Genomic DNA, 26,886 nt, shown 5'->3' with positions numbered 1-26,886 from the left:
ATCCTCATACTTTCAACCTCGGCCTCAATTGATCTAACAATGAATGTTTTAATTCAACGACAACTGGCGCTCTCATATCTTGAAGGGACCTAGGTCGCTTTGTCGGAACAGTAACCTCTTGCAGCTGTTGCACCGGATTTTCTTTAAGAATGAACACCCGATCTGATAAAAATAACGCTTCATCAACATCATGAGTAATGAATAAAACAGTTTTTCTCCACTTTTGCCATTGCTCAATGAGCCATTCCTGCATCGATATTCGAGTAATCGCATCTAATGCACTAAAAGGTTCATCTAACAACAACAGGTTCGAACCACTTAAAACCGTCCTGAGAAACGAAACCCTTTGTTTCATTCCACCTGATAAATCGTCAGGATATTTGTTTTCGGTCCCTGACAAGCCAAATTCACCTAACAGCTTAATGACCTTATCATGAGCCGCTCGCTTATTCATTCCTTTTAACTCCAAAGCTAAAGCTGCATTATCTATAATCGTTCGCCAAGGCATGAGCAAATCTTGCTGTGGCATATAACCAACATGTCCGAGACGGTCTGTTAACACCTCACCATTGAGAGAAATGTCCCCTGCAGATGGCTGTTCCAAGCCAGTGATCAGTTTAAACAACGTACTTTTTCCTGACCCGCTTGGGCCAACGATACTGACAAATTCCCCACTTTGGACATTGAACGTTAGTGAATCAATAATCGCCTCTGTTGTCTCACCTTTTTGTCCCCGATAATGAAAGCTGACGGCATCGAATTGTAACGCGAGCTCATCCATCAGTCGGCCACATCTCCTGATTGTAGGACATATCCCAGAACATATATTCAAATCTCGTCGTGTTTAAGAAAATCTCCTCGAGTTTAGCGAGCTCTGCTTCCGGCTTATCTTGTGTTAATTCATCAAGAAGCTCAATACACCACATCGCTAGTTCACCAAACTCTTTTGAACTGTACATTTGAATCCACTCTCCGTAAAATTCATGTTCACTCGCTCCAGGCTTTTCGTTCAGCTCTTTGCCAATTTCCCAATAGCTCCACATGCAAGGAAGCAGTGCAGCAACAAGCTCCGCTAAACCGCCATTTTGACCAACATGGAGCATATAGTGTGTGTAAGCAAGCGTCGTTGGCGCAGGCTTCGCTGATTCAAGCTCTTCTAGACTTATATTAAACTTTTTCGCATACTCACGATGAAGCGACATTTCCTCATTCAATGTTGAATCTAGTAGTCTCGCAAATTTACCCATCGTTTCAACATCATTCGCTTTCATCGACCCTAATGCAAATAATTTCGCATAATCAATTAAATAAAGATAATCTTGAATCATAAAAAAACGAAACTTCTCTTTATCAAGTGTTCCGTCTCCAATACCTTGAACGAACGGATGTGCATGGTTTTTCCGCCAAATTGGCTGCAAATTTTCATATAAACGCTCACTAAATTTCATTTAAGCTTCACTCCTTCATTTTTTCTGATGACACCAATCATAGATAAACGTTAACAATACTTTCGTATACTCAACTAATTGATCAATCGCTACTTGTTCATTGACAGCATGGGCATTATTTAAATCGCCAGGACCGTATATGACCGTCGGTATCCCTGCATCAGCTAACCAGCCGCCGTCTGTGACAGTAGGGGAGACATCAATAACAGCTCTTTTTCCCGCAACAGTTTCGTGTGCCGAAGCGAGCAATTGCACCGCTTCATAATTTTGATCAACTTCAAGTGATGGGAAAATTTCGCCGCGATCTTCAATCATCGACTTTCCGCCCCACATGAACGTTGGCGGGTGCTCCTTCAACCAAGGATCAGCTTTCGCAACTTGTAAAATGTGCTCTTCAATTTCTGTGGCAACTTGCTCATACGATTCATTTGGATAATAATGAACGGTAATCCAAAGCTTACACTCATCTGCGATAAACGCGGCATGACGTCCGCCTTCAATAACAGCCGGATTAATCGTATTCGTCCCTGGTGGGAATCCTGGATAGCTTTTCGTTACCGCCCAATGACGTTCAAGCTCCTGTAACCCTCCAATCACCTTCGTCATTTTTTCGATTGCACTTGCCCCAAAGATCTGCCCACCTGCGTGGATCATCTTGCTTCTTTGTGCATCGTGAAACGTTACGTCACTTTTAATCGTAATCCAGCCTGTTATGACACCACCTTGTCCTTGTATATGTAAATCACTAGTGTCGACGACGACCGCAAAATCCGCATTATATCCTCGCTCACAGCATTGCAGTGTTCCTGCTTCACCGACTTCTTCACCGATAACGGATTGAAGCGTGAGGTCTCCCGGAAGCTCAATGTCATACTCTCTAAGCAGCTGAATCGCAAACAACGCTCCAGCGATACCGCCTTTCATATCCGCTGCCCCGCGGCCAATCACATATCCATCTCGAACGACTGGTGTAAAAGGGTCTTTCTCCCACTGTTCACCTTCATTCACTTCAGCTACATCAATATGGCCATTGATGATTAAACTGTGAAACTGTTCTGACGAGTGACCTTTTAATTGAGCTACGACGTTTGGGTCATTTGGATAAACATCCCACATATCAATCGAAAATCCTCGTTTTTCTAACAATTGAGCTACATATCGCTGTGCTTCCTTCGTATTTCGAGCAGGCGGAGCCGGAGTCTCAAATGAAATGAGTGTTTTCAACAACTCGATTAGCTCATCTTTTCGTTCATCTACTTGTCGTAATGCAGCTGTTAACTTTTCTTCCATAACCAATTCCCCCTCTCTTCCGTAAATGTATAGAAAACAATAAAACCACTCCTACTAGGTAGAAGTGGTTAAATAACACCGAAAAAATGACACGCATTTTTGTAAATAAATATACGTCAGCCTTTTCACATGTTACACTTCTTCCCTACGCTAGTACGACCTAGATCAGGTTAAAAGGGTTAAGACATATCGTCTCTCTCAGCTTTTACAAGCACCCCTAGAGTGTTTCTATTTAGAGGATGTTCAAAAATTCCGGGAAAAAATAGCTTTCGATTCTCTGCGCCTTTTTGTTCTCCTTTTGAACATACACTATTCTGTTTTCATTAAAGATAAATCTATCATTATTTGTATCATTCGGCAAGTGCCAGGCACTTCCCGAATAATGTCGAAATAATATAATCAACATCCTCTTTTCTAGACTATGAATGATCTATAACCTTTATAACCGTCATCACGTCCGCTGTTACGTTGTTATATACGCTCTATCATAAATTCGAATTGTAAACCACCACTTCCATTTAATAAATATTCTTCATGGACAGGTGCTCCCCAACTATCATCACCGCCAACTCCCATTTGTTTTCCAACCGTAATGACCGTGTAATGAACGTTTGGCAGCTCAAAATGATGTTTGGCACTTTCTAGTTCGAACGCTGTATAAGGCGTCACTGTACAGTCAAGCTGTTCCTCCAATGAAGACACTTTTATCCCTTCCCCTTCATGATTCCTTACATTTACCCAGCGTAGTCCGGTTCGATTTCCCGTCTCCTGCGGTACGACGTACTTCGATACATTCACTGCTGCCGTGTTTTCAAATATTCCAAGACGCGCTCCGTGACACCGATCACGATAATTCTCATCAGGTCCAAGCGCATACCATTGCAGCTGGTCATAATCTGCAGGAACCTTAAACGACAGCGCAAACGCAGGCATTTGTGGAAGCCCTTCAGCTCCAGCATAATCCATTTTAATACGTAGACTCCCATTCGGGAAAACATCATACTTAGTCTGTACCTTTACTTCTTCATGAATGGAGAAGCGATAAGTAAAGATCACACTTATACAATCCGTTTTTTCTTCAACATCTACAGCAACGCATTTTCGAGCAATGCTTGCTGCATACCAAACGCCAGAATGATAGTCTTGTGCATATCCTTTATCATTTTCAGTTGTCGCTCTCCAAAACATCGGTACTGGAGGGTCAGAAATCATTTCGTTCCCTGCATAATGAAGTGAGATAAGGCTGCCAACTTGCTTTGAAAACAAAACTGAGAAACCCTTTCCGTGAACACCAATGTTCACATCACCGTATACAACTTTCATTTCTCTCTTTTGCTCAGTGAACACTTCCGACTGTTTCTGCGTACGTTCCCCGTTCTGGAAAACATGCTGACCGAAGGCGACTTCAAAACCCGCTTCTGCCCACAAAGTACTTTCCTTTAATTTGACAGCGACATCAATGCAGTACTCGCTCGGCCCACTCGTATTGATTTTTGAAAAATCAAACTGAAGCCTCTTATGACCTCCAGGTTGGATCAAGACCTCATTGATCGTATTTCGGTCGATCTCTTTTCCTTCAGCATACAAAGTATACTCAACTTCATAGTACTCCGTACTTATAAAAAGATTGTCGTTCTTGATTGTGACACCTTCTTTATCTACATCCAACTTCACATTTTCGTATACCGACTTCACTTCCTGCATTTTAGGTGATAACTCTCGATTCGCATAAACGATCCCATTCGTACAAAAGGAGTAATCAGTCGGACGATCTCCGTAATCCCCACCGTAAGCAAAATACTCTTCGCCATAACGATCTTTTTTCAATATCGCTTGATCGATGAAATCCCAAATAAATCCACCTTGATACATTGAGTATTTCGCCTCTAAGTCTGTATACTTATCCATTCCACCTACTGAATTTCCCATCGCATGCATGTACTCACAACTTATATACGGTTTAGTCGGATTGCTTTCTAAATATTGTACGATATCATCAGGCTTCGCATACATTCGACTTTCCATATCACTCGTCTCATCATAATCACGAGCATGAAATACTCCTTCATAATGGACAAGACGACTTCGGTCAACCTCTTTAAAATATTTACTCACATTGAGAATGACTTCACCCGCATACGATTCGTTCCCACAGGACCAGATTAAAATTGAAGGATGATTTTTATCTCGCTCATACATCGACTTCGCACGATCAATGACAATATTTTGCCATTCTGGCTTATTTCCCGGTATGTTCCAAGAAGGTTCAACTTCACCCATTTTTTGCCAAGATCCATGTGTTTCTAGGTTCATCTCATCCATGACGTAGATCCCATATTCATCACAAAGCTCATACCAATAACTTTGATTCGGATAATGAGACGTGCGAACCGCATTTATGTTATGACGTTTTAACGTTTTGATATCTGAAAGCATATCTTCTTTTGTTATAGCCCGCCCTTTTCGGCAATTAAATTCATGACGGTTTACCCCTTTAAATACGATCCGTTTTCCATTGAGACACATTACTTTATCGATGAGCTCAAATTTGCGAAACCCTATCTTTTGTGGAATGACTTCAACTAACTTTCCAGACTCATTAAAAATATGGATGAACAGTTCATATAAATAAGGTCTTTCTGCACTCCATAATTGCGGAGCATCTACTAGTAATGTCAACTTCCACTTACCATCACTTACCGTCCCTTTTCTAGTAACAACAAGGCGTCCCTCTTCATCATATAGTTTTCCAACAAGCTCAGACCCGCTTGGAATATCTTCCACAGACGTAAACTGTCCTGTAACGGTTCCTTTTTGGTATGTCGCATCCAGCTCAGCACGAACATTTACATCAAATAGATGAATCTCTGGTATTGTATAAAGGTAGACATCTCGGAATATCCCAGAAAACCTCCAAAAATCTTGATCCTCTAACCAGCTGCCTGTGCTTCTTTGATAAACTTCAACAGCTACCTTATTTTCACCATCTATTACATGATCCGACAAGTCAAATTCTGCAGGTGTAAAGCTGTCCTCACTATAACCGATAAAATGTCCATTCAGCCAAATGTAAAAAGCCGACTCGACTCCTTGAAATGAAATGTACACTCGGTTGCCTTTCATCTGTTTGGGCAAGTGAAAATACTTTACATAGCTTCCTACAGGATTGTCATCCATTGGAACTTCTGGAGGACGAAGGTGATGATGACCGTCCCATGGATACATCGTATTCACATATTGAGGTGTTCCAAAACCTTGTAATTGAATATGGCTAGGGACAGATATGTCCTGCCAATTTGCACACGTTTCATCAAGCTTATAAAACTCTTTAGGACGATACTGCGGATTCACAGCATAATGAAACTTCCACTTTCCGTTTAAATCGTGCCTCATTGGCATAACACGCTTCTCTTCAGCTTCTTGTACTGATTCATAATAGACGTGATCTGAATGAGCTGGAAGACGATTCACTGCAAACACATTTGGATCAGACAACCAGCTTTGTTTTGGAATAGTCATCATTTCCCGCTTCCTTTCAAAACAAATTTCTATTTATTTAATAGATCCCATCATTCCAGCAACAAAGTGCTTTTGCATGAGGAAAAAGATTAACGCAGTTGGCAGTGTCGCAATGACAATCGCTGTCATAATGACACCAAAATCAGGTGAATAACTAGAGCCTAAATTTGAAATAAGTAACGGAATCGTCTGATTTTCAGGTGACTGGAGGACAACCAGAGGCCACAAATAGTTGTTCCAGCTAAGCATAAACGTAATAATTGCGGCTGCAGCGTACGTCGTTTTCATCGTCGGAACGTAGATACGAAAGAACACACCAATCTCGGTTAATCCGTCAATCCTGCCAGCTTCAATCAATTCCTTAGGAAACATCTTCGTACTTTGTCTAAAGAAAAAAATGAGAAAAGCTGTTGTTAATGTCGGCAAAATAACTGCTGGAATCGTATCAATTCCAATCGCGGGGATGACTTGTGAAATATTCGCAAACATCCGGAATAACGGAACCATTAATGCCGCAAATGGAATCATCATCGATAATAGTAAAATATTAAACACGATATCTTTTGCTCGACTTCGATAGATTTCAAAACCATATCCTGCTAATGAAGCAATAAACAGAGATAGAACCGTTGTTGATATCGAGATTTTAGCTGAATTCATGAGCGCAGGAACGAGTTCAACATTTTCAAGTAAGTTTTGAAAGTTCTCCATTAAGTGTGTACCTGGCAGTAATCGTCCTTGCGTTACATCGACTGATCTGTTCGTAGCACTGATCACCATCCAAAAAAACGGAAAAAGCGATATGATTGAGACAATTGTTAGGGTGAGGTACATGAAAACTTGTTTCAACTTAGCCATTTTTATCACCTGCTACTCTAAACTGAAGAATTGAAAAGAACACGATCAACACGACAATGGCGTAAGAAACCGTTGCAGCATAACCAAAGTCAGGAGTATATTGGAACGAAAGGTTATAAATATATTGAGATATCGTCAAAGTCGCATTGCCTGGTCCCCCGCCAGTTATATTCATAACTTCATCAAACAATTGCAGCGTACCAATCGTTGACGTGATCGTTGTAAATAATATAATCGGTTTTAACATCGGAATCGTTATTTTAAAAAACTGCTGAAATGATGAAGCACCATCAATTTTTGCTGCTTCATAAATTGAGTTGTCGACATTTTGCAGGGCTGATAAATAAAAAATCATATTGTACCCTGTCCAGCGCCACGTAATCGCAATTATAATCGTTACTTTTGCCCAAAAAGGATCGGTCAACCACTGTATCGGGCTAGAAATAATCGATAAATTCATTAACATTAAGTTTACGAATCCATCGTTAGCAAATAAATATTTAAAGATGACCGCATATGCGACTAGAGATGTGACACATGGTAAGAAAATAGCGGTTCGAAACCACCCTTTTAGTTTCAATTTTTTGCTGTTTAATAGGACCGATAAAAACAACGCTAAAATGATCATAACCGGTACTTGTACGATCAAATAAACGACTGTATTTCTTACAGCGGTTAAAAAAGTAGGGTCTTTAAATAAACGAATATAATTATCGAACCCGACAAACTGAAGGTTCGTTCCAGCACCAGACTGAAAAGACAAAATAAGAGCATGTACCATCGGATAAAAATAAAATAATGAGATGAGAAAAACTGAAAGCAGCACGAAAGACCAGCCGATCATCCGGCTTTTCATGCGATGACTCATCTTTGGCTTTTTCGGTTTAAAGGGTTTCCCTACCTTTACCGTTGCTGTCTGCTCGTTATGATTAGCTGTTTCCACCTGAAGTCACTCCTTACTTTTCTTATAGGCGATGTAAAAGTTCAGTGTTGATATAAAATGAGTTAATGGAAGAGCTTATTGATGTGTCGAGCGAAGGCGACTACACCCACGGGAACAGCCTGAGCTGAAAATCACCCAAAACGATCTTTGTAAGTTTTAGGAGCTTGAGGCCCTGTCCGGGGCAAAGAAAACACCATGATTACAAACGAAGTGAAGTAAGAGCGGTTGTTGCACTTGTGCCTAGAGGTACAAGCGTTCGCCGATAGCGAGACACAATATCAACATTATGCTTTCACATATCTTCCTATAAAAGAAAAGAGCTTCGGAACAACTGACTCGTATCGCCCTCCACATTTGTGGAACCGAGCATATACAGTAAGTTAACGAGGCTCCCTCTTTTATAACTAGTAGATTGATTCATACGTTCTAATTCACTTGTGCTTCAGCTTGCTGCTGAGCATCTTCCAGTACTTGATCAAGCTCCATTCCGTTCAAATAATTTTGCATTGCTTCAACAAGAATATCCTCAATTGCATACGTGTGCAGCCCATAGTTTACTTGAGGAATTTGCTCAGACCACTCTGAGAAATTAGCTAATATCGATTGCCCGCCAAAGAAATCATCTTCAACTTGGTATGCATCTCCATCTGTTGCCGGAAGATACGTACCCATTGCTCCGATTTCTGTAATAAAATTTTGGTACAATTCAACGTTCGATCCAAATGTCTCAGCTAAGAAATCAACTGCTTCTTCTTTTCCATCAATGTTCAGAACGTACCAAGAGCTTCCACCTAAATTGGACGCATTGACTGAAGTTTCAACCCCAGGCAGGCTTGGTAATGGTACAACTGCCCAATTTCCGCTTTGAGATTCTTCAGCTTTAACTGATGGTGTAATCCAGTTCCCTGTCGGTACTGATGCTACATCCCCGCTGTTAAACCCTGCTAAAAATTGACTCCAGTCAGAAACAGGTTTAGCTAAATCTTCTTCAAGAAGCTCTTTATATACTTCAAAAGCAACTTTAAGTGCCTCATTATTCGCGATACTAGGCGTTGTACCATCCTCTTCTACATACCAGTCACCATTCGTCTGGATCATCATACGAATTTGACCAAGATCATTTGGATCTAACGTGAGAAGCTGTTTTCCAGTCGCTTCTTTTACTTGTTTACCAATATCGATGTATTCGTTCCAATCAATATTTTGTAAGTCCTCTACACTGTATCCGGCTTCTTCTAAATAGTCGGTTCTTACATACATACCAGTTACACCTGTATCAAAAGGTAATCCATAATTCTCATCGTCTAAACTAGTAGGCGGGATCTTATATGGAGCAAAGTCTTCTTCATTAAACGAGCCCGTCAATTCATAAAATGATCCTGGATACGCTTGAAGGAAACTTTGTGCACGGTAATCTTCAATTAAGACGATATTTGGCAAACCACTTTCAGTCCCGGCACTCAACCCTGTATTTAATTTTTGGATGATGTCGTCTTGAGCAAACTCGTTAATATGAATCTCAAGATCTGGATTGACTGATGTATACGCCTCTTTTGCTAATTCCATCGCCGCAATATTAAAGTTAGGATCCCATGCCCAAATCGTAATCTCATCGGCTCCATTCCCGTCAGAAGACTCATTAACACCTTCGCTCCCATTGTCATCTTCGGAAGATTCTCCGGAAGCTGAATCAGAATCATCCCCTCCAGAACATGCTGCTAATAACATGACGCTGATTAATAATAATGCCATTAAAATATTTTTCATCCTTGCTTCCCCCCAGATCCGATTATTTGTAAGCGCTTTCTATCACACCATCATGTTATCACTTGTATAATGGGGCACGTTAGAATTATATTTTCTTCATTTTGTGATATTTTTGTATATTCAGTTTCTTTACTAATTTCAATTTAGACGATCTTTAGATTTTATAAATATATTTAGTTTTTAATTGCGGGGAGTGAGATTCGCACTTTTGTTCCTTCATTTATCTTACTTGTGATTTCGACTCCATACGCTTCTCCATACAATAACTGAATACGCTCATGAACATTGCGAATACCGATTCCTGAAAACTGCTGTTTTTTCTGCTTTTTTTCAGGGAAATGACCTTTCGGGGTAACATCCATACCGTCTCCATTATCCATCACTTCACAAATCACCGTACCATTATCATGCCAGATCATCACATTGATCGACCCTCCAGCTATTTGATTAAATGCGTGGAAAAATGCATTTTCTACAAACGGTTGAAGAATTAACTTAGGAACGTTGTAATTTTTACAATCAGGTGCGATAAAGTAATTCACTTTAATCCGGTTGCCGTACCTTTTTTGATTAATAAAAACATAGTTTTTTAAGGTCTCAATTTCCTGCTCGATCGTCACGGCTTCACTCACATTACCGACCGTATTTTGTAATAACGAAATGAGAGAATTGATCGTGTTCGCAGCATCTTCTTTCCCGCCTTGCTGGACCATAAACTTTATAGACGTTAACGTATTGTATAAGAAATGTGGATTTATTTGCTGCTGGAGTGTTGCTAGCTCCGCATTTCTCTTTTGTTTTTGTGTTAACATTAGCTTTTCTACATATTCATGAAGTTCATCAAGCATCGAATTAAACGCATGACCAATTTGTCTCGTCTCATAAGTACCTGTAACAGAAACATAGCGATCAAAGTCATGCTTCGGCGTGTTCCCAATTTGTCTCACTAATTTTGATAAAGAACTCGTCAATCTCCTCGAAAAAATAAACACGATAATTAACGCTATCAGAACGATTTCAATGCAAACGAGCGCAATTTCTTTTTTATCAATCGCGCCTTCTGTGACAACTTCTCTATCAATTGTATTGACTAAATACATGTCAAAAAAAGGGAGATACTCAGTCAAAATAATGTGATCCTTCCCCCTAAATTCTCTATTTACGTAATCTTGAGACAGGCTTTCGATTTCTTCTGCATATGTTAATAGATCTTCGGTTATTTGCCCAACCATATCTGACTGATTACTTGACACGATCACACCAGACTTGTCCATTAAAAACACATCATTTCCGGGACTTGTAAAACTGTTATAAAACTGTCTAAAATCATCTTCTTTCATCGCAAAGGAAACGGTTCCATAAATTTGACCAGAGATTCTTTCCAAAAGGGCTTTAGAAGCAACAATCATTGGCTCTTCTCCAGGCCTTTCTTCACGATCTGGCTCGTAATATTGATAAATGAGTCTACGTGGCTCATTTAATGTCTTTCTCGTAATTTCATGCTGCTGCCATTCTTCATCAGACATGCGCCAATAAGACCTGTCAGTAGAAAAATTCATTCCCCTCATGCCTGTAATCATCATTCCAGCTTCATATGTATCTAAATTAGACTTTATATGCTCAATGTGATTATGCATATGGTAAAACGCATTCATTAATTCAGCGTTTGTATGCTCACTCGTAAGAATCGTTCTAATTGTCGTATTTTGCTGCAGACTATTTGATGCATGAACAACAGAGTAATTAAACGATTCAAAGTTTCCATTTATTTGATTGAGCACCTTTGCATTCGTAATACTAAATGTATCAATGAAAAGGCGCTCCGACATTCGGAGCGTCGTAATTGTGATTGTCACTGACACAGCAATTATAATGATAAAAGTAAGGAGGAATAGTTTTATAAACATACCATTATGCTTCAATCTGTTACGCAAAAATGTCATCATTCATTCCTTCCTTTTATTCATATTGTTTTTCTTCTATATTTGCTTGGAGATAAACCGGTTATTTTTTTAAACACTTTACAAAAATAGCTGTGATCGGAATATCCAACGATACCGCTAATTTCAGAGATAGGTGAAGAGCTTGTTCGTAATAGCTTTGCAGCTTCTTTAATTCGAATGTTATTCAAATATTCAATGAAACTTTCATGATTGTGCGCTGTAAAATAACTAGAAAAATAGGAAGGGTTAAAATGAAAATGCTTTGCTACCTCAGATAAACTCAAAGGCTCCATATAATGATTCGATATATACTCCAAAATCTTATTCATATTCGGGTTCCCTGAATGAGGTTGGTTTTTGTCGATACATTTTTTTGCTTCTTTAATAAACTGATTTAAATGTTCCATTACCTCCCGTGCTAGAGGGGCTTCATCAATGGCGTGAATAATCGAATACTTGTTCTTTTCTAACTCCTGAACGTTATACCCCATATTCCTCAGAAGCACGGTAATCGTAAAAATGACATTATTTACAAACGATTTATACTCATGGACATCTAACGTATAACACTTCGTTAGTTCCTTAATATGGCTATTCAAATAACGGAATGCTGATTCAAACTGTGACCGTTTAAACTCTTCAGTAAACCACTCTAAATTAAAGTGAACCATTTCCTTTGAACTACTCGTTAGTTCGTCATAGAAAATGACCTTTTTGTCTGGCAAGTAGAAGCGACATTGAATTAAGTTTAGGAGACTTCTATTGTAAACTTCGCCCACTTGCGAAAAAGAATGGAACATTTCGCTTAAAACAAAGCTGAAATGTGATTCTAAATCAGCTAAATCATGGATTATGTCCACCAACTGAGCCGCATCTTTCTCCCTCACATTCATGATGATAAGAAGGGTCGTCTCATCTGGCTTATAACTGTGAAACAATACTTCTCCCAAACGATCTTTAGCTAAAAACTCAATTTTTTCTTTCATATAAGTTGATAATTCAACTTGTCGTTTCGGTTGATGCTCCTTCAAATCAACCCCTAACAATTGATAATGACTGTTCGGAAAAGCTTGAACAATTGTGTCTGTATAATCATCCACATCATAACCTGAAATCATCTTATCGATTATTTGATCGATCGAAAGCTGAACGTTTACCTGATCTTCTGTATAGTTTAACGACGAAATGTTCCTTGCAGCTGTTTGTAAGGTTTTTAACAATCCTTCAGCTTCAAGCTTAGGTTTTAAAATGTAGTCAGCAGCTCCACTTTGAAATGTCGAGCGTACGTAATCAAATTCGCCAAAACTACTTAAAATGATGATTTCTATGTCAGGGTGTTTTTCCTTTACGATTTTCGTTAATTCTTCCCCGTCCATGATTGGCATGACGATATCCGTAATCAAAATATGAGGATCAACAGACGCGATGACATCTAAAGCCTCTTGCCCGTTCGAAGCTTCACCGACAATCTTAAAGCCTTCTTTTTCCCAATTGAAATAATGTTTAATTCCTTGTCTAATTAAAGTCTCATCATCCACAATTACGACTCTGCATGCTTCTTTAACGGCCAAGGTAATCCCCCTTTTTTATAACAGCTCTTTCAATTCTATTACTCTCATTATATACCTCCCGTTAACAATTTTGAATATTTTCACTATTTAGAAATCCCCTTTTCCTCAATAATAGTTTTGTCGGACAAACCATTGGATTCCGTAAGCACTTTTACAGCTTTTGACTGGATCCACCTGGATACCCGTATGTCTGCTTTGGCTGCTTTGACTGCTTTGACTGCTACGCGGACACTGGATCCCTTATTGCTCTCCAAAACAACCATTTTCGTATTTTCGCGGCCATCTGTTCCACTATTAAAGAATTTTGCTCAGCTTTTTTGATGATTTGCTAGCATTAACGGATCTGATGTCCTCGAACATCTTCATATCGCCTCTTTTCCACTACATAACGGATCTGATGTCCGCTAAACATCAAACTCTTGGATTCCGTAAGCATTTGGACAACCTTTGACAGATGCAGCTTTGACTTCTTTGACTGCTACGCGGACACCAGACCTCCTATTGCTATCCAAAACAGCCATCTATCGAGAGCTAGAATAAAAAAAATCAAAAGCCATGGATTTTAATAATCATTCATGGCTTCTGACATCCTCATATTTTTTAACAGTAAAAGCTATTGTTTAGCCTTCGGGTGTACTGGGTGTGGAAACGGCCTGTTGTTCCAATCCCTTCTCGGTATCCATTCAAATTCTAAATGATAAATATTTGTCGTGACCTCATCTTCTGCAGTTACAGTAATGACGACTTCATCAAGAATCGTTTCTGGAAGTTCAATATCGTAACTTGCAAATATATGATTCGTTTCAACTTCAATTTCAGGAATGTCAAATGTCCCTGCTAACAACTCTACTGTATAATCAAAATGCTCTGGATCAAAACCTGCATATTCGTTCCCGTCTACTGTAATGCTTTCAAGAGTAGCATCGGTTCCGATAGCTGGAACTGAACTGCTTATTCCATACACTTCCATTTCAACTATTGCGATACAAGGTCCTTCCATCGCAGTCATCACTGATCGAACTTTTGAGGTATCCAACGGATCAAAATGAATCGAAGCTTCTGTTGTCCTCTCATCTTCCGGAATTTCTAACGCTGATCCAGGAATCTCCATCCATTCGTTTCCATCCCAATACTCAAGATACAATGAAGCTGGAGGTCTTGTCCCACTTTCATCATCATAAAATGTAAAATCAATTTGTGAAATGGTTTCATCTTGACCAAAATCGATTGATACCCAGTCAACTTCTCGCCAATTATTTGGATCCCAATTTGTCCACCTATCATTGGAAAAATCACCATCATTAACGTGATTCACATTGTCATACTGGCCTGTAAAGGACGCTTCTGCCTTCGGATACTCTTGGTCAGACCCTCGCTGGTTTAATGCGACATTTTCCAGACCTGGCTCTTCTACTTGTACATGAGCGGTCGCTGTCACATCACTGCCATCAATCGTCCCTTCTACAGTAAATTTCCCCAATTCAGCATAGTTTTCTGGATCAATTTCATCCCATTCGACAGGAATTGTTCCCTTTGACCCAATAGCTAAATCAGCTTGTACAAGCTCTGGCAACTCTGGTTCTTGTCCTGCAATCGTCTTAATTTTTATAGGATCGATGTTCGAAACCTCACTCACTGTAATGTTCGCAACTGCTTTCGTGTCTGTACCTTCTATAGTTCCGTTAACATCAAACGTGTTCTCTTCTTCATATAAACTTGGATCAATGGCATCCCATTCAACGTCCTTACTCATCCTCTCACCATCACCATAAGTAACCATTACTTCACTTGGCAGCTCTGGTTCTCGACCAGGGAATGTGACGATATTTGTTGATTCAACATCAACAATGCCTGCATGTACGACTTGCCAAACTTGGTTGTTTCCTGAATTCGGATTCCATAAACCTATTGACGCATCATCACTTTCTGAGGCACCGCCTACTTCCAACAACACTCTTTCTTGTGAATTTAGTAACGTATATTTTCCATTTCCTGATGTCGACAATAACCATTTTTGGCCATCGTCATGTTCAACTTCATCTTGAAGAACGGCATCCCACCCGTCTACGCCAAGTGCTTTACCGGTCTCATTATGGATGATTCGATAATACTCTGTGTGGCTATAACCATCTGTTATCTTCTCAATGCTCCATTGTTGACTGTCGTTTTCATTGGCGCTTGTTCGTTGAACGATTGATTCACCATCTGATCCAATATCCATCGCTTTTCCACTATTTTTATTAATAAACTTATATTTTTGTTCTTCACTTAAAAATGAACCTTCCGGATTAACCCCTGAAACACCACTTATTTCAAAGGTTGTGACAGACTCTGGCTGTACGACAGCTGATAGTTGATCATCTGATATTGACATACTCTCTTTTTCAACAAGGTTGTCCGTTGCAGACGTTACATGTGGAGTCGCCACTGCATTAGTATCAATAGAATCAAAACCTGATAAATCAATCTGAACAGTCTTTTCATCTGCAGAGTGATTCGTATAAACAATAACTAATGAATCACTCTCCCCTTCGATTGCAGCTAGCGTCTCTCTATTATTCGTATTAATGAATTGATACCCTGGGCGAATGAATTTACTATAGTTCCCCATCGCATAATATTTCTTATTTTTGTGATATTGTAGTGTGTCAAAATCTTCAGGGTCAAAATCAACGTGAATCAGACCCCAGTTCATGTTTTCATGATCTTCATTCATATTAACTTCGTCTTCAATCGCTTGCCATAATACCCATGCTTTCGGCTCTAGTTCTTGAATGTCAGTTTGAATCCGTTCTGATAAAGCGAGAGCTGGACGGATATCCTCATGGTTTTGAGGAATCCCGCTAGGACCAAGATCTACTTCCGACATCCATAACCGCGTTTGCTCGCCCTTTGCAATATCTCTAATGCTTCCACGTTGTTCTGGCCAGTACGTATGAACATTTAATTGACCAATGTTATCCTTCGTTTCTTGATCATATCTTTCCCAGTTATGCCTAAACCTGCTTGGGTTCGTTTCATCCATTGCAGAGACAACCGTGTCTAATCCTTTTACATCAAGCTGTCCCTTTACTTCATTTATGATTGTCGCTTGTGATTCCGGTGACCAGTTAGCTCCTTCTTGTCTACCGTAAGCTCCCCAATATCCATTGTTCGGCTCATTTACTGGGGATAACGTTTGAAATTCGACTTCTAAATGATCCTGTAAATGATCAACGACTTTAGTTAAATATGTTGCAAAGTTTTCAAATTGATCGTGCTTAATATTATCATCCCAGGAATTAAAGTTTCCTGATACGAGACCGCTTTGCGTCATAAAGTAAGGAGGAGAATTTGAAAATGCTTCAAAAATGTCGGCTCCTCTTTCTTTGGCTGCCTCAATCCACCATTGCTGGTTTTCATCAGCTTCCCAATTCCAATGATCTGGATCTTCAGGGTCCCACCAATTTTCTTCTTCTTCCCAATCATCCCCTGCATCTTCAGGCGGACCAAATTCATCTGGCCGATCCCAATATCCAGGTACCGCACCACCTTTTCGCATATACGGTTCTGTCTCTGGTGAATCTCCGCCACCGATATTATACCTGCCGATATTGAAATTCAGCCCTTCTTCACCATAAAGAGCATCAGCCAGCTCTTCCTTTATTTCATCAGGCCATCCGCCAATAACGTTAGCAAACCAAACGAGTGCTGTCCCCCAACCGTCAAAAGGATCGTGTTGATAGCTAGGATCGAGCTTAATCAACTCAGTTTCTACTTCATCCTCACCTGCTCCTTCATCTTGATTTGACGCTGTTGCAGGAGAGACTGTTTCGATTAATAGTACGACCAATAAACAATAGACGAAATATTTTTTCCAAGTCGTTTTAAAAAAAGATGGCATGTCCAATTCCTCCCCTTATCAAGCTTTTGACGATCATCGAAACGTAGCAGTAGATATTTTCTTAATTTTCAGTCTTTATTGCACAGAACTTATCACCTCCTTGAACGAATACTAGGTGAAACGTTGCTAATGAACAGATTTTGTAGCGATATGAAAATATTGATACTTTGAAAACATGTAATGACCATTAACAATGATTGTATGAAAGACCTTAGAGGAAGTTCAAAAAGTAAAATAAGACTGAAAAAACACCCTTTAATGTAAGCGCTTTCTATGTGAGTACGTCCATTATCATACCACCCGTCATCAATAGCGTGTTAGGAGAATATATAGAATTTCTTGTACATTTTTAATGTAGAAGTACGATTTACAAATTTTTCATTGTACTATTTATTGATATTGTGAATTTTTTTATTTTAATTGATCAATGGAAGAACCAAAAGAAAATCCCTCTAACAATGGTCAGAAGGATTTTTCGACAAACTTCGGGAAGTGCCTGGCACTTAGAAAAGCACTTAGAACCCTTTGGTGAGGTCGACTTTATTTGGGAGGGGGGCTTCGTTTTCGATTTTATGTAACGTATCGATGAAGCATTCTACTCCTTCTTCTGGTGTCGTAACAGCAGATATGTGTGGTGTAATAATGACGTTCGGATGATTCCACAACAAGTCGTCTGTTGGAAGCGGCTCTTCTTCAAATACGTCTAATACTGCCTTTCGGATCTGTCCTGAATTCAACGCCTTAAGTAATGATTCATAATGAACCGACTCACCACGCCCAATATTTATGAAACATGTTTGGGAACATTTGTGAAAGAAGTTCGTATTAAACATGCTTCTCGTTTTTTCAGTTAGCGGCATCGTATTAATGACATAATCAGCTCGAGCCAAATAGTGATCGTAGTTGCTATCCTCTGAAGAAAAAATGCCCGTAAATGGTTCTTTCGCTTTCCCACTTAACGACACCCCAAATACAGTCACCCCAAACGATGTGAGAACTTTTGCGACTTCTTGACCAATGACTCCCGTACCGAAAATAACGACTTGTTTTTTCCGTAATGGTGTCGGTGCAATCGGCTTCCACTCTTTTTTAGATTGGAACGACTCATACATATTATGGTTTTGTACGTCTCTTAAAATATAGCTCAAGCAATATTCACTAATTTTTTGCCCGAAAGAACAAATCGTTCTCGTTAACACGACATCGTCTTTCCATTTCTCACGTTTTAAGATTTTATCGATCCCTGCTCCGAGAGAATGCACCCATTTTATATTCTCGAATTGAAAGTTTTCCGGGCGGTTAAATGTGACGAGTGAATCCGCCCAACGATAATCCTCTGTAGTGACACCTTGTTCGGAGCGATACCTGACTTCTTTTCGATCGTCGAAGCCTTTGTTTTCCAAAATTGATTTAATATCTCGATACATCGGACTTACGAACAAAATATGATTGATCTTCACGATTTCATCACCTCCACCCTTCATATTACTTATTCATCTTTGATTTTTCAAAACGAATTCTTTAGATTACTCGTTATGGAAATGGAGGATTATGGTAAAATTATTCAAAATGCTTTGTACGTATGAGAGGGGAAGAAATCGATTGGACATAAGACAATTTGAAGCTTCTATTAATAAGCTATTCCACAATGAACTATTGGAAGATTTTGATGACGATTACGGTTTTACAAACAAATCAAACAACTCGATTTCAACAATTGGCTATTCTACTAACTTATCACTCGAAACAATTGAAAGAGCAGCGGAAGGTAAGGCTGATTTAATGATTACCCATCATGATGCTTGGGATTTTATTTATGGCTTAAAAGAAGAATGTATGAAAAAATTAAAAGAATACAACATTAGTCACTTTTGGATCCACGGACCATTAGATTATATTCCATTCGGGACGTGTACGTCATTAATGAATGTTTTAGGTATTGATCGGACTGTACAATATTCAACGTTCAAAAATGGTGAATTTCCGGGGATTGGTGAATATAACGAAACGCTTGATTTTTATACTCTTGTTGAAAAAATGAACAAAAAGTTAAATGAACGAGTCAGAGTATGGAGAAACAATAAAAAAGACGTTAAGAGAATTGGTTTATTGACTGGTGCTGGCCATTCTACAAACAATATAAAATATGCTCTAGAAAAAGGTTGCGATACGTATATTACAGGTGAAGCGACTTTATATTCAATTCAGTACGCGCAATATGTAGGAATCAACTTAATAGCTGGCAGTCATACGTTCACGGAAATTTTCGGTGTCGAAAGCTTGGCAAAAAAACTAGTTGACTTAAATCAACAAGTTAAAACCATTCAATTAAAAGAAGACCATTTTGAGTTAAACCAAAAATAAGTACCATTATAATCTTCAAAGAGCTTGGAAATTCCCAAGCTCTTTATCAAATCAGTCTTGTAAATTGAGTTACCCCCAATAATAAAGATGCAACTATTTTTTTATCATCCGGATTAACATCTCTACATCAGGCATTCCGTATTCTTCATTTCCTATTTCACACATTATGAGACTGTCAATAATTGAAAAGTACCATGAGAGTATCTTTTTTGGATCACCACTCGTAAATTCTCCTGATTCTTGCCCCTTTTCAAAAGTAGGGATGAGTACATTAATTAAAGTCTCTTCAGAAGTTAACTCATCATCACCAAACATATTATCGGGGATATCCTCCGATTTTTTCACTCGATGAATTAGCATAAACCCAAACTTATTTTTTTCATCAAGCATGTTTTCTGTTAAGACTTTCATTTGCTCTAATGGTGTTCCTTGGATGTGGGGAACACTCTCAAGTTCCTTTTTCGCTTCCCCCAATAGATCATGGACAATTGTAGAAAAAAGTTCTTTTTTTGTTTTGAAATAACGATAAATTAATCCTTCACTAATGCGTGCCTCAGACGCAATTTGACTTGTTTTCGTTTCTTTATACCCATAGCGGGCGAAAAATGTAAGCGCAACCTGCTTAATTTGTTCTCTTCGCTCATCTCGAATTCGGTCAAGCTGGTCATCTTTTAATGGAGTCAATATCTTTCAACCTCCGCTAATTGTTAATATTATATTGATACCATTGTACCATGATTGGTTCACAAATGTTTTTAGCTACTCGTTTTGATAAAAGGAATAACCCTAGTTTTCAATTCTTCCATAAACTGATCAGGACGGGCAAAACACGCAAGATGACCTGCCTCTTTAATCAGGACGAAGTCTTTATACGGTGCTTCGATCTCTTTAAAATAATCTTCAGCTAAAGTAGTTGGAGTTAAAATATCTGACTCTCCTTGAAAAATAAAATATGGGATCTCAAACGATACCCCAAATTTCTTTATATCAAAATTTATGAACTCATCATATAAATGATCGAGTGAAAAACTCATTCCATTAAATATATCAAAAATATCACGCAGTTTATGATCAGGCGAAGAAAGCATAGATGGAAAATACAAATCCATGATCATATTTGGAACACCTTCGATTGATTTGACAAGATATTGATTCATTTTATCGTAGTCTTTACGACTCCAAGTTAAATGGTCTTTTCCTATTTTCTCTAGAAACTTCAACCCCTTCTGATTGCCTGTAGATTGAAAAGCTTCAACCATCAATTGATAATAAATATTTTCTGGATCCGGTGCATTTTGATCCGTTCCTACATAAGCATAATAAAGGTCCGGTCGTGTTTTTATCATCATCGTGGCAATTAAACTTCCTACTGAACTTCCGATTAGAACAATTTTATCTTTCTTAAGTGTTTTACTTAAGTATTGTGTCAGTTCAATGCCGTCTTGAGCTAAACGCTCGAATGTAATTTTCCTGCTTCCATCCTTCCCATTCTTCCGAAACGTTTTTCCTGCACCACGCTGATCCCATTGAACAATTGTAAAATCTTTTTCCCAAGATCGTAACAAAGGATTAAATATTGAATAAACAGAAGCTGGACCACCATGAATAAACAACAAAACAGGATTATTTAGATCTTCACCACGAATGGTGATCCACTGCTCAATACCACCAATATGAATATATTTACCTTCCGTTATTCGATTTGCTGATTCAGTATATAGTAACTTTGCATTTCTTTTCCGGTTACGCCTTCTAAAAATGATCTCAGGCAACATATTCTTTTTCCCCATTCTATCCTCTCCCAAATGTTCTTTTTAATTGAGTGAGTTACTCACTCAATTAACAGGGTAAGTTAATTTACCTATAATGTCAACAAAAAATCCCCGAATCATAAGGGAATCGGGAAGTGACAGGCACTTCCCGATTAATGTCGAAAAGAATTAGAAGCTTTTCTCAAGTTCATCGACGAGGCTTCCGACGTATGCAACGGCTTTTTGAATCGGTTCTGGTGTGGACATGTCGACACCTGCTAATTTCATTAATTCAAGCGGTTTTAACGTTCCACCCGCTTTTAACGCAGATAACCAGCGATCGACAGCCAGCTGGCCTTCTTCTTTTATCATTTGACCGGCAGCTGTTGATGCGGTAAGTCCTGCTGAATAAGTGTATGGATAAAGCCCCATGTAATAGTGAGGCTGGCGCATCCAAGTTAGACCAGCTCCTTCATCCATCTCGACATCGTCTCCCCAGAAGATAGCCAACAATTCCGTTTTTTGTTCAGAGAGAATTTGTGCAGTAATTGGCGTTCCTTCATGAGCTAAATTGTACACTCTTCGCTGCAGTTCACCTTCAAGGACATGTGTGACAAAATTGTGGTAATACGTCCCTAATGATTGAAGAATGACCCAGCGCCGCATTCGTTCGTCATTAGATTTCGCTAAGATGTGCTGACTTAACAACATTTCGTTCATCGTTGATGGAGCTTCGATAAAGTATCTGGATGGACGTGTATTTGAGATATTTTGATAACGGCTGGCTAACCGGAAATGTCCGGCATGTCCGAACTCATGAGCAAGCGTAAACGTATCTCTCATCGAATCATTCCACGTCATTAAAATGTATGGATGAACACCGTATGGACTTGAGCAAAAGGCTCCAGACCGTTTTCCGACATTATCAGCACGATCAACCCAGCGATTGTGTAAGCCTTCCTCGATGATTTCAATATATTCAGGACCCATGACTTCTAGCGATTCAAGAACAAGCTTCGATGCTTCCTCATATGTTGTTTGCGGATTGAATTCAGGGTCTAGCGGAGCTTTTAAATCCGAAAAATACATCTTGTCTAAACCGAGCACACGTTGTTTTAGTTTCGCAAGCCGCCGCATATGAGGTGCCAGCTCTGTTTGAATCGTATCGAGTTGATTATGATACATTTCCTTTGTCACTTGCTGATCGTGTAAAAGCATATCCGTTACCGAGTCATAATTTCGCAATCTCGCTTCGACGACTTGCTTTTTCACTTCTGTCGCATACGTAGCGGCGTACGTATTTTTGTATTGCTTCAACGTATCAATAAACGAGCTGTAAGCTTTTCGACGTAGTTCCGTATCTGCTGAACCTTCATATTTAGGGAATGAGTTAAACGTTAATGGATATTCTTCTCCATCATCCGTAGTAAACGAAGAAAACTGCATATCTGATGTTTTGCTTCGCTCATAAATCATATAAGGGGCATTCAGAACTTCGCCAAATGCAGCTAAGACTTCCTCAGCATCAGAAGACAGCTTATGTGGCTTCATTTCTAACAAGTCGGTTAAAACTTTTCGATATTCCTCAAGTCCCGGCTCTTCTTGTATGTATCGTTCAACCGTTTTATCATCGAGATCAAGAATTTCTGAACGGATAAATGACATATTTGCACTTACTGTTGATACGAGTGAGCCGACACGTGCAGAGTTCGCTTGATTGACAGGGTCTGTTCCATCTCCAGATTGACGCAAATGTGCAAATGTCATCACGCGAACAACTCTTTCGTGCAAAGCATCTCTAGCTAGCAAACAATCTAACAAGGCTTTTGCACTTTCATTGAGACGACCTTTGAACTTTGTGACCGTCTTTATATCTTTTTCAATATGTGCTAGTTCTTTCTCCCATGCCTCGTCATTCGCAAATAAATCGTTTAAGTTCCACGTTTGTTCAACAGGAACCTCCGAGCGCTTTACCGTCTTTTTAAATGCTGTTGCCATAAAACCTCTCCTTTTTTGAAAAATAATAGTTTGCAAAATTTATTTCGTGTTACGAAGTGATTAACTATCATTATAAAGGAAATGAAAGTAGAATGAAATGGAATTGATAGAATTTTCAATCTTCCGTACATATACAATGACACGAGTGAATGTGCGAATTGTCTGTTCAGGCTAACTCATATGGTCCTAACAAAGATAAAGTCGGTTATCATTCCTGCAAAGCACAATTTCATAAGGTGAACGACCTACCACTTATCATCATTACAGGTTGCCGGAAGACGGAGACTTCTTTTCAGAAAATATTAAAATACTCGTTTAGCTTCATGAGCAACCCACTGACTGAACTCCTTTATCGATTGAAGCTGGTCTGTCGTAACTGGCAGAAATTCATCTGTCGCTTGCAAAGCTATATCAATATGCTGACGATGTTCTGGGTAACAGGAAAGGAATAACTGAGCCATTGCGTTTCTCTCAGTTGCCCAAACTTCTTTTTGTGCCATCGCAAAACAGAGACCTGTTCGTAAGATTTTACGAGCAATTGATGCACGAATACGAGATTTTTCGTTTTGTGACTTGGCATCTTCATATTTTCGCCATAACCGCTCTAGCACTTCTGGTGCATCTCCATTTAGTGCTGTAGCTACTCGTTTTGTCGGTTTGAATTTTCCGATATCTTTACGTAAGTCCTTTCCCGATAAACATAAACATAAATGCTTCAAAAAAACGTGAAGCCCTAATGATTCTGACCCTTCCTCTATTTCTGCTAAATATGTGCGGGCAATCCCGACTTCTCTTACTTGTTTCACAAAAGCATCGCTTAATTCAGTTTTAATGTCTCGTATCTGCTTATTTGTCGGTTCTGTTGGCTCTTCTTGCAGTACAAGTAAAACATCGAGATCGGATTGTCCTGTCTTCGCTCTGCCTGTAGCAACACTGCCATACAAATATAAACTATGAAGCTTCGAATCTAATGCAGATTGGATTTTCTCAGTCGTCACCTTAATCATGTTTTCAAACTGTGGGTCAATATGTTCAAATGAAACTTCTGTTGCAATAAATCCATCTTTATCAACTTGTGAAAGCTTCTCCATATAATCCCTCTCCTTTCAAATTCAACTTAGTTTTAGACATTACAAATTTTCCCCTTGCTCTGAAACGCGTTTCATCATGTAACATAAAAATGCATAAAGAAGCTGCTAAGAAAGGGGCTTCAACATGCGTTTCTGAAACGCTTATTTGGCGTTACGTACTGGCGGCGAGACAATGAGCGTTTCAGATTCATTTTTAAACGCCCTCGATCATTTTTTTAGGTGATATGCACTTATCCCTTTCTTTAACCTCTTTACACCTTTTATAATATCTTCCTCAGTTAAACCACCATAGCCCATGACAATTTGATGTTTATGGTTTCCTTTTTTCAGTGCATAACTCTCGACAGGATAAACCCGGACGCCTGATTCCATTAATAAAGAGATGAACTGTTGTGTAAATGTGATGTTTGGAAACTCAACGACTAAATGCATACCAGCTGCTTGCCCTAAAATGGCAGCCTGAGGGAAATGCTCTTTTAAATTATTGACTAACGTTTGGCGACGTTCCTTATATGTTTTTTTCATTTTACGGACGTGCCGCCCTAAATAACCTTCCTCGATAAACCTAGCGAGAACGAGTTGTTCTAATGAAGAAGTATGTCGATCAGTATACCACTTTAATTCGCGATATGGTTTCACAAATGATGAAGGTAATACGACATAACCGATTCGAAGAGCAGGAGACAAGATTTTACTAAACGTCCCGACATATAATACTTTTTCTGGATTTAATCCTTGAATCGAATGAACCGGGATCCCCTCATATGTAAACTCACTATCATAATCATCCTCGACAATATACGTATCCATTTTACGCGAATACTCAATGAGCTGGACTCTTCGTTGAATCGACAGTGTCCCTCCTAGAGGAAACTGATGGGACGGGATGACAAAAAGAAAGCTGGGCTTCTTTTTATTTGGAAGTTTAGCTGGCAGGATTCCTTTTTCATCGACGTCTACTGGTTGAACTTCAACATTTGCTAATGAAAAAATTTCGCGCATTTCGTCTGTCACCGGATCTTCAACGGCAATAAAATTGTCATTACGGTTCCCTAATAGTCTTGTGATTAAATAGAGTGCTTGTGTCGCACCAGAAGTAATGACAATCTGATCTGGATGACACCGTACTCCCCGAACATTACGTAAATAATTTGCGAGCACGTCCCTTAATTCCCTCACTCCTTCAGCTCCACTATAAGCAAATGCCTCATTTGGAGTATCATTACATATTTCTTTCGTTAATCTGCCCCAAATTTTTCGCGGGAATTGATCCATCGCAGGATTTGCTGCTCGGAAATCAATGATATCCTTTTCTTCTTTCTTATCTATTGAGTTGGCGATTGATGAAGACTCCTCTACATTTCTCTGAAAGTTAATCCCTTCTGCTACAAACGTTCCTGATCTTGGCCTGACTTCCAAATAGCCTTCTGCAATTAATTGTTCATACGCTTCTAAAACGACATTTCTTGAAACCCCAAGTGTCGCTGCCAGCTCTCTAGAAGAGAATATTTTCTCACCTTCTTTAAATTCCTGTTCCAATATTCGACTACGAATTTGTTCATATACTTGTTGTGTTAGTGAAGTACCGTTCTTTCGATTAACGATAAGCAAAACGAGACCCTCCCACCTGAATTGGTACTATAAAACTCTACATTGTTTGGATCTATTATATACCAGTATAGCATGATATGATCCATAAAAAAGAAGGAGGAATCGGTATGAAAACCATTGGTTTGATCGGAGGACTAAGCTGGGAATCATCCTTGGAATACTACAGGTATATCAATACGTTTGTGAAAGAGAAATTAGGGGGATTACATTCTGCCAAGTGCTTAATGTATTCGTTTAATTTTGCTGAAATGGTTGAGTTACAACATAATGGTGAGTGGGAGAAGGCAACTAAATATATGGTGGATACTGCAAAAACACTGGAAAAAGGCGGAGCTGAAGCTATCGTTATTTGTACGAATACGATGCATAAAATGGCTGAAGAAGTTGAAAACGGAATTAACGTCCCGCTCATTCACATTGCCGATGCAACAGCTATGAAAATGAAGGAACAAGAGGTAACGTCTGTTGGTTTAATCGGTACAAATTTTACGATGGAACAAGATTTTTATAAAGAGCGTTTAAACAACTACGGTATTGATGTCATCATTCCAACAGATGACGATCGTCAAGTGATCCACAACGTCATTTATGAAGAGTTATGTCAAGGTATCGTAAAAGAAAGCTCTAAACAAGCATATTTACGTATTCTTGAAAGGTTGAAAAATATGGGGGCACAAGGAGTCATTTTAGGATGTACAGAAATTCCCCTCCTCATTAAGCAGGAAGATACATCACTGCCTTTATTTGATACGACTCTGCTACATTCAAAAGCAGCTGCTTCGTTTGCATTGAATGATCAATAAGGAAAAGGTTCTGCCCCTCCTCACATAAATCTTCGTGCAAGGAGGG

General features: G+C 39.1%; 18 protein-coding genes and 1 riboswitch. Of the genes, 2 read left to right on the top strand and 16 right to left on the bottom strand.

The genetic code is table 11. The features are described 5' to 3' along the window. Nucleotides 1-4 precede the first annotated feature (4 nt). The 11 genes from CD001_RS10380 to CD001_RS10325 all read right to left on the bottom strand — a co-directional run bounded on the left by CD001_RS10380 (nt 5) and on the right by CD001_RS10325 (nt 18,682). Nucleotides 5-781, bottom strand: coding sequence for an ABC transporter ATP-binding protein (locus CD001_RS10380; protein ID WP_096187569.1), 777 nt, complete (start codon nt 779-781; stop codon nt 5-7). After that, nucleotides 774-1,448, bottom strand: coding sequence for a thiaminase II (gene tenA, locus CD001_RS10375; protein ID WP_096187567.1), 675 nt, complete (start codon nt 1,446-1,448; stop codon nt 774-776). The genes CD001_RS10380 and tenA overlap by 8 nt, the downstream gene beginning before the upstream one ends. A gap of 15 nt (nt 1,449-1,463) precedes the next feature. Next, the gene (locus CD001_RS10370; protein ID WP_096187566.1) at nt 1,464-2,738 is read right to left on the bottom strand and encodes an acetylornithine deacetylase; all 1,275 of its coding nucleotides are present in this window, start codon (nt 2,736-2,738) and stop codon (nt 1,464-1,466) included. A gap of 125 nt (nt 2,739-2,863) precedes the next feature. Beyond that, a riboswitch (TPP riboswitch) is annotated at nt 2,864-2,967 on the bottom strand. A gap of 242 nt (nt 2,968-3,209) precedes the next feature. After that, complete coding sequence (locus CD001_RS10365) at nt 3,210-6,257, bottom strand: glycoside hydrolase family 2 TIM barrel-domain containing protein (RefSeq protein ID WP_096187564.1); 3,048 nt, start codon at nt 6,255-6,257, stop codon at nt 3,210-3,212. Nucleotides 6,258-6,290: 33 nt separating this feature from the next. Next, nucleotides 6,291-7,115, bottom strand: coding sequence for a carbohydrate ABC transporter permease (locus tag CD001_RS10360; protein WP_096187562.1), 825 nt, complete (start codon nt 7,113-7,115; stop codon nt 6,291-6,293). Next, nucleotides 7,108-7,983 (bottom strand): carbohydrate ABC transporter permease, encoded by an 876-nt coding sequence (locus CD001_RS10355; RefSeq protein ID WP_096190555.1) that lies wholly within the window; start codon nt 7,981-7,983, stop codon nt 7,108-7,110. The genes CD001_RS10360 and CD001_RS10355 overlap by 8 nt, the downstream gene beginning before the upstream one ends. Nucleotides 7,984-8,484: 501 nt before the next feature. Continuing rightward, the gene (locus CD001_RS10350) at nt 8,485-9,825 is read right to left on the bottom strand and encodes an ABC transporter substrate-binding protein (RefSeq protein WP_096187560.1); all 1,341 of its coding nucleotides are present in this window, start codon (nt 9,823-9,825) and stop codon (nt 8,485-8,487) included. Between the two features lie 173 nt (nt 9,826-9,998). Next, nucleotides 9,999-11,768 carry a sensor histidine kinase gene (locus tag CD001_RS10345; RefSeq protein WP_096190554.1) on the bottom strand — a complete coding sequence of 590 codons (1,770 nt, stop codon included), beginning with the start codon at nt 11,766-11,768 and terminating at the stop codon, nt 9,999-10,001. A gap of 20 nt (nt 11,769-11,788) precedes the next feature. Further along, the gene (locus CD001_RS10340; RefSeq protein WP_096187558.1) at nt 11,789-13,339 is read right to left on the bottom strand and encodes a response regulator transcription factor; all 1,551 of its coding nucleotides are present in this window, start codon (nt 13,337-13,339) and stop codon (nt 11,789-11,791) included. Nucleotides 13,340-13,952: 613 nt separating this feature from the next. Next, nucleotides 13,953-17,222 (bottom strand): Ig-like domain-containing protein, encoded by a 3,270-nt coding sequence (locus CD001_RS10330; RefSeq protein ID WP_096187554.1) that lies wholly within the window; start codon nt 17,220-17,222, stop codon nt 13,953-13,955. Nucleotides 17,223-17,737: 515 nt separating this feature from the next. Next, nucleotides 17,738-18,682, bottom strand: coding sequence for a D-2-hydroxyacid dehydrogenase (locus tag CD001_RS10325; RefSeq protein WP_096190553.1), 945 nt, complete (start codon nt 18,680-18,682; stop codon nt 17,738-17,740). A 142-nt stretch (nt 18,683-18,824) separates the two neighbouring features. Here CD001_RS10325 and CD001_RS10320 point away from each other — a divergent pair, with 142 nt between their 5' ends. Continuing rightward, nucleotides 18,825-19,586 (top strand): Nif3-like dinuclear metal center hexameric protein, encoded by a 762-nt coding sequence (locus CD001_RS10320; protein ID WP_096187552.1) that lies wholly within the window; start codon nt 18,825-18,827, stop codon nt 19,584-19,586. Nucleotides 19,587-19,679: 93 nt separating this feature from the next. Here the strand turns inward: CD001_RS10320 and CD001_RS10315 are convergent, their stop codons facing one another. From CD001_RS10315 to pdxR, 5 genes are all read right to left on the bottom strand, one after another. Further along, the gene (locus CD001_RS10315; protein ID WP_096187550.1) at nt 19,680-20,270 is read right to left on the bottom strand and encodes a TetR/AcrR family transcriptional regulator; all 591 of its coding nucleotides are present in this window, start codon (nt 20,268-20,270) and stop codon (nt 19,680-19,682) included. A 71-nt stretch (nt 20,271-20,341) separates the two neighbouring features. Next, nucleotides 20,342-21,376: an alpha/beta fold hydrolase gene (locus tag CD001_RS10310; protein ID WP_096187548.1), complete on the bottom strand. Its 1,035-nt coding sequence runs from the start codon at nt 21,374-21,376 to the stop codon at nt 20,342-20,344. A 150-nt stretch (nt 21,377-21,526) separates the two neighbouring features. Beyond that, a complete protein-coding gene (gene pepF / locus CD001_RS10305; RefSeq protein WP_096187546.1) occupies nt 21,527-23,335 on the bottom strand; it encodes an oligoendopeptidase F in 1,809 nt (602 codons plus the stop codon). A gap of 302 nt (nt 23,336-23,637) precedes the next feature. After that, nucleotides 23,638-24,426 carry a nucleotidyltransferase domain-containing protein gene (locus CD001_RS10300; protein ID WP_096187544.1) on the bottom strand — a complete coding sequence of 263 codons (789 nt, stop codon included), beginning with the start codon at nt 24,424-24,426 and terminating at the stop codon, nt 23,638-23,640. Nucleotides 24,427-24,633: 207 nt separating this feature from the next. Next, nucleotides 24,634-26,037 carry a MocR-like pyridoxine biosynthesis transcription factor PdxR gene (gene pdxR / locus CD001_RS10295; RefSeq protein WP_096187542.1) on the bottom strand — a complete coding sequence of 468 codons (1,404 nt, stop codon included), beginning with the start codon at nt 26,035-26,037 and terminating at the stop codon, nt 24,634-24,636. Between the two features lie 107 nt (nt 26,038-26,144). On the opposite strand from pdxR, the gene CD001_RS10290 reads away from it, so the two are divergent. Then, a complete protein-coding gene (locus CD001_RS10290; protein ID WP_096187540.1) occupies nt 26,145-26,840 on the top strand; it encodes an aspartate/glutamate racemase family protein in 696 nt (231 codons plus the stop codon). Nucleotides 26,841-26,886 lie beyond the last annotated feature (46 nt).

This window comes from Evansella halocellulosilytica, assembly GCF_002335745.1.
Lineage (GTDB): Bacteria > Bacillota > Bacilli > Bacillales > Salisediminibacteriaceae > Bacillus_CA > Bacillus_CA halocellulosilytica.
The sequence above is the reverse complement of the archived record's forward strand: the minus strand, read 5'-3'. Positions and strand labels throughout refer to the sequence as shown.

What these genes read in the sequence shown, in the direction of transcription:
- CD001_RS10380 (WP_096187569.1), bottom strand. Translation starts at nt 781, where the DNA reads ATGGATGAGCTCGCGTTACAATTCGATGCCGTCAGCTTTCATTATCGG.
- tenA (WP_096187567.1), bottom strand. Translation starts at nt 1,448, where the DNA reads ATGAAATTTAGTGAGCGTTTATATGAAAATTTGCAGCCAATTTGGCGG.
- CD001_RS10370 (WP_096187566.1), bottom strand. Translation starts at nt 2,738, where the DNA reads ATGGAAGAAAAGTTAACAGCTGCATTACGACAAGTAGATGAACGAAAA.
- CD001_RS10365 (WP_096187564.1), bottom strand. Translation starts at nt 6,257, where the DNA reads ATGACTATTCCAAAACAAAGCTGGTTGTCTGATCCAAATGTGTTTGCA.
- CD001_RS10360 (WP_096187562.1), bottom strand. Translation starts at nt 7,115, where the DNA reads ATGGCTAAGTTGAAACAAGTTTTCATGTACCTCACCCTAACAATTGTC.
- CD001_RS10355 (WP_096190555.1), bottom strand. Translation starts at nt 7,983, where the DNA reads ATGAGTCATCGCATGAAAAGCCGGATGATCGGCTGGTCTTTCGTGCTG.
- CD001_RS10350 (WP_096187560.1), bottom strand. Translation starts at nt 9,825, where the DNA reads ATGAAAAATATTTTAATGGCATTATTATTAATCAGCGTCATGTTATTA.
- CD001_RS10345 (WP_096190554.1), bottom strand. Translation starts at nt 11,768, where the DNA reads ATGACATTTTTGCGTAACAGATTGAAGCATAATGGTATGTTTATAAAA.
- CD001_RS10330 (WP_096187554.1), bottom strand. Translation starts at nt 17,222, where the DNA reads ATGCCATCTTTTTTTAAAACGACTTGGAAAAAATATTTCGTCTATTGT.
- CD001_RS10310 (WP_096187548.1), bottom strand. Translation starts at nt 21,376, where the DNA reads ATGGGGAAAAAGAATATGTTGCCTGAGATCATTTTTAGAAGGCGTAAC.
- pepF (WP_096187546.1), bottom strand. Translation starts at nt 23,335, where the DNA reads ATGGCAACAGCATTTAAAAAGACGGTAAAGCGCTCGGAGGTTCCTGTT.
- CD001_RS10300 (WP_096187544.1), bottom strand. Translation starts at nt 24,426, where the DNA reads ATGGAGAAGCTTTCACAAGTTGATAAAGATGGATTTATTGCAACAGAA.
- CD001_RS10290 (WP_096187540.1), top strand. Translation starts at nt 26,145, where the DNA reads ATGAAAACCATTGGTTTGATCGGAGGACTAAGCTGGGAATCATCCTTG.